The organism is Streptosporangium sp. NPDC049644 (assembly GCF_040675205.1).
In the GTDB taxonomy this organism is placed as follows: Bacteria; Actinomycetota; Actinomycetes; order Streptosporangiales; family Streptosporangiaceae; genus Streptosporangium; species Streptosporangium fukuiense.
Genome location: NZ_JBFAOJ010000210.1, coordinates 1 through 3122, shown reverse-complemented (window position 1 = coordinate 3122; position 3122 = coordinate 1). Strand labels below are relative to the sequence as shown.

Sequence of the window (3122 nt, the reverse complement as noted above, 5' to 3'; positions counted from 1 at the left end):
CAACACGGTGCGGTTGTGGGACGTGGCCGGCCGCGAAACCTTTGCCCCCCTCACCGGCCACACCGGCAATGTCACCTCGGTGGCGTTCAGCCCGGGCGGCAAACTCCTCGCCACCGGCAGCAACGACAACACGGTGCGGTTGTGGGACGTGGCCGGCCGCGAAACCTTTGCCCCCCTCACCGGCCACACCGGCAATGTCACCTCGGTGGCGTTCAGCCCGGATGGCAAACTCCTCGCCACCGGCAGCAGCGACGAAACGGTGCGGTTGTGGGACGTGGCCGGCCGCCATACCATCGCCACCCTCACCGGCCATACCTACGGCATCTCCTCGGTGGCGTTCAGCCCGGACGGCAAACTCCTCGCCACCGGCAACGACAACAGCGTGAAGTTGTGGCCGACCCGCTGACCCAGTAGATCATCACCGCTTCAGCTCTACCGCCCAAAATCCGGTCCGATCCTCCCCGGAGGCCGTTACGTCCGGGTCAGGGGCGGGCCGATCCGCCCAGCGGAGGGGGCCATGGAACTGGACTTCTGTGATCGGGGAGCTCGCGCGCCCGCGCGTAGGGGTGTCCCGGAAGTCCCGAAACTGGGCGGGCACGGGGACCGCGTCGGCGACCGTCGTCGGCTCAGAACCAGACGTTTGTTGCATAGTCGTAGGTCAGCGGCCCGGCCTCAGCGACGGCGCCGCAGGCTCGCTTTCCGAGGATGTCGGCGTCGGTGGCGAGTTCGTCCATGAGCTGGTCGACCGCCCGGGCCGACAGACGCCCGCCGCGGCGATTGAGGAACAGCGCCAGGGTGTCGGCGCCGGGCCAGGAGGCGCGGTCGGTACGCCACTCGGTGATGGAGGTCTCGCCCTTGCCGGAGCGGACGATGACCTTGCCTTTGCGCGCCGAGAGCGGGACGTCGTCGTCCAGAGCGACGAGTTCGGCGATCCGGACGCCGGAGTAGAACAGCAGCCGGCCGATGGCGCGGTCGCGGGCGAGAGGGCGGCGTTCGACGGCGCGCAGGTAGCGCTTCTGCTGGCGGGCGCCCAGGGCGCGGGGCGCGAGCTTGGGGGCGTCGTCGCGGCGGACGACGGCGGGGCCGAGTCCGAGCTGGGTGAAGAAGTGGTCCAACGCGGTGAGGTGGGCGTTGACGGTATTCGACGCGCGGCGCAGCACGGTCTTCATATGGATCTTGTAGTCGCGGATGGCGAAGTCGCGGTTATGGGCGTCGGTGAGCGGGTCGCCGTCGAGGCCGCTGGCTTCCAGCCAGGCGGGGAAGGTCCGGACCCGGGAGTCGTAGGCGCGGCGGGTGTCGCCGTCCAGCGGGGCCCGCTTCAGCGCTGCGGCGTAGGCGGCGTGGATCGTGGTGAACGCCTCGGGTACCGCTTGGTGCTGCCGCCCCACATCGCCCTCGCAATATCAGAAGCTAGCCCTCCCATCAGAGCTTCTGATATCTCTCGATATCAGAAGCTCTGATGGGAGGGCGGCGTCGGCGCGTTGATCGGGCCCAAAGTCCCGAGGCCACGCTCAGGCCAAGTCCGTTCGGGGTCGGCCAAGATTCGACGGAAACCGGCAACCAGTGATCTTAAGTTGAACTTGCCGCAGGTGAGGTGCTGGGGCGGATCGGCGGCGGCTGCCCGACCAGGGACAGCGATGCGCAAACGCAGCCGGAGGCCCGATCTTGTGTCACCGTTCGCAGTGGACTTCTTCGCGTACCCGCCCAGATCGGTCAACGGCGCACCCGATAGCGCAGGTGAAGCACCCGGTTGCCCTGAATCACCACGTCAGGATCCTCCAACAGGTGCTGCGCGTGGACCGACCCGAAGTAGCGCTTGCCGGACCCGAACACGACGGGTACGACGTCCATGCGCACCTCGTCGATCAGGCCCGCGGCAAGCACCTGGCCACCGACGTCGCCAGCGGCGACCTCGACCATGCGGTCACCCGCAAGCTCCTGCGCCTTGGCCATGGCTGCCTCGACGCCGTCGACGAAGTGAAACGGCGCCTCGCGGTCCCAGCCCTCGGGCATCGGCCGGTGCGACACGACGACCACGTGGTCGATGCCGCCCGGAGGCTTCCCATCCCAGCCGTCCGTCATGTCGAAGACGTGGCGACCGACGATCGTGACTCCGATCTGGTCCCAGTACGGTCGTCGTCGGCGCCGACCACCCAGATCTCCTTGCACCGCAGTTTCTCCCGTAGCGTCTGAAAGACGCCGCACTCGTACACGATGCGCAGGATCCGCTGCCGCTTCGTGCTGTCGGCCCGGTACATCAGCTCCACCAACTCGGCCGGGACGATCCCCTTCACGGGTACGTTCTCACCGAGCGCATAGCACTTGATCCGGTTGGACTGCTCGGCCCTGTACCGCGCCCGACACCCGCTTCAGCTCCGCCACGAAATCGCCGGTCACCTTGGTGTCGGCGCGGGCGTTGATCCGATGCATCGTAGTGATGAGCAGGTCGACCAAGGTGTCGGTGATCTCACGGGACCGGCAGTACAGGTAGGCCGCCAGAAGCGTCACCTTGATGTCGTGCGGGTGGGACCGCAGGTGGGAGGGCGCTTCAGTGGCGACGCGGGCCCGCCAGGAGGCCAGAACCTTCGGGGCGACGTCGGCGAACAGGTCGTCCGGGAGGCCGACCTTGCGGATCGCGTTCAGCTTGAACACCTCCCGCTCGATCGTCTTCACGCTCACGTTGCCGGGTTCTTCCCGGATCACCGCGCAGGTGTCCACGTCGGCGGCCTGCGCGGCGCCGAACAACGCGCCGTCACCTGGTCCTCGGGTTCGTCGCCGGGGTCGGCGCTCTTGGCGATCAGGGCGAGGAGCCGCGGGGTGGCCGCGGCTGGGATCCGGCTGGAGATGCGGGAGGTCTGGGTCTGTTCGGCCTGCCTTAGCGCCGTCCCGATGATTCGCCGGACCCGGTCCCGGGCCGGCGGCTCGATCCGCTCTTCCCGCAGATGCGCCAGCAGCTCGGTGCGAACCCGGTCGACCTGCCGCTTCTTCTCACACACCTCCGCGGCAAGCCACGCGCGGCCTTCTTAACGCGTGTACCTGGCTGCACGAGTCTTACCGGTACGTCCGCCGTGAGTTCAGCCAGACTGAAGGACATTCATCGGGAACACACGCGAGTTCGCTGG

The 3122-nt window shown here is 68.0% G+C and carries 6 protein-coding genes; 1 reads left to right on the top strand and 5 read right to left on the bottom strand.

The features are described 5' to 3' along the window. Window positions 1–406, top strand: a 406-nt coding sequence (locus AB0J58_RS44340; RefSeq protein ID WP_364227723.1) for a WD40 repeat domain-containing protein, incomplete at its 5' end; no start/stop codon positions are given. Between the two features lie 220 nt (window positions 407–626). Here the strand turns inward: AB0J58_RS44340 and AB0J58_RS44335 are convergent. The 5 genes from AB0J58_RS44335 to AB0J58_RS44315 all read right to left on the bottom strand — a co-directional run bounded on the left by AB0J58_RS44335 (window position 627) and on the right by AB0J58_RS44315 (window position 2996). Further along, a complete protein-coding gene (locus tag AB0J58_RS44335) occupies window positions 627–1388 on the bottom strand; it encodes an integrase (RefSeq protein WP_364227720.1) in 762 nt (253 codons plus the stop codon). 325 nt (window positions 1389–1713) lie between these two features. Further along, on the bottom strand, window positions 1714–2082 hold the full coding sequence (locus AB0J58_RS44330) for a dihydrofolate reductase family protein (protein ID WP_364227718.1): 369 nt from the start codon (window positions 2080–2082) through the stop codon (window positions 1714–1716). After that, the gene (locus AB0J58_RS44325) at window positions 2079–2294 is read right to left on the bottom strand and encodes a hypothetical protein (RefSeq protein WP_364227715.1); all 216 of its coding nucleotides are present in this window, start codon (window positions 2292–2294) and stop codon (window positions 2079–2081) included. The genes AB0J58_RS44330 and AB0J58_RS44325 overlap by 4 nt, the downstream gene beginning before the upstream one ends. Before the next feature lie 10 nt (window positions 2295–2304). Then, the gene (locus AB0J58_RS44320; RefSeq protein WP_364227712.1) at window positions 2305–2745 is read right to left on the bottom strand and encodes a hypothetical protein; all 441 of its coding nucleotides are present in this window, start codon (window positions 2743–2745) and stop codon (window positions 2305–2307) included. Continuing rightward, window positions 2700–2996: a hypothetical protein gene (locus AB0J58_RS44315; RefSeq protein WP_364227710.1), complete on the bottom strand. Its 297-nt coding sequence runs from the start codon at window positions 2994–2996 to the stop codon at window positions 2700–2702. Before AB0J58_RS44315 ends, AB0J58_RS44320 begins: the two co-directional genes overlap by 46 nt. Window positions 2997–3122 lie beyond the last annotated feature (126 nt).

Bases quoted from the DNA above. Each gene is read 5' to 3' on its own strand.
- AB0J58_RS44330 (WP_364227718.1), bottom strand. From the start codon at position 2,082: ATGACGGACGGCTGGGATGGGAAGCCTCCGGGCGGCATCGACCACGTG.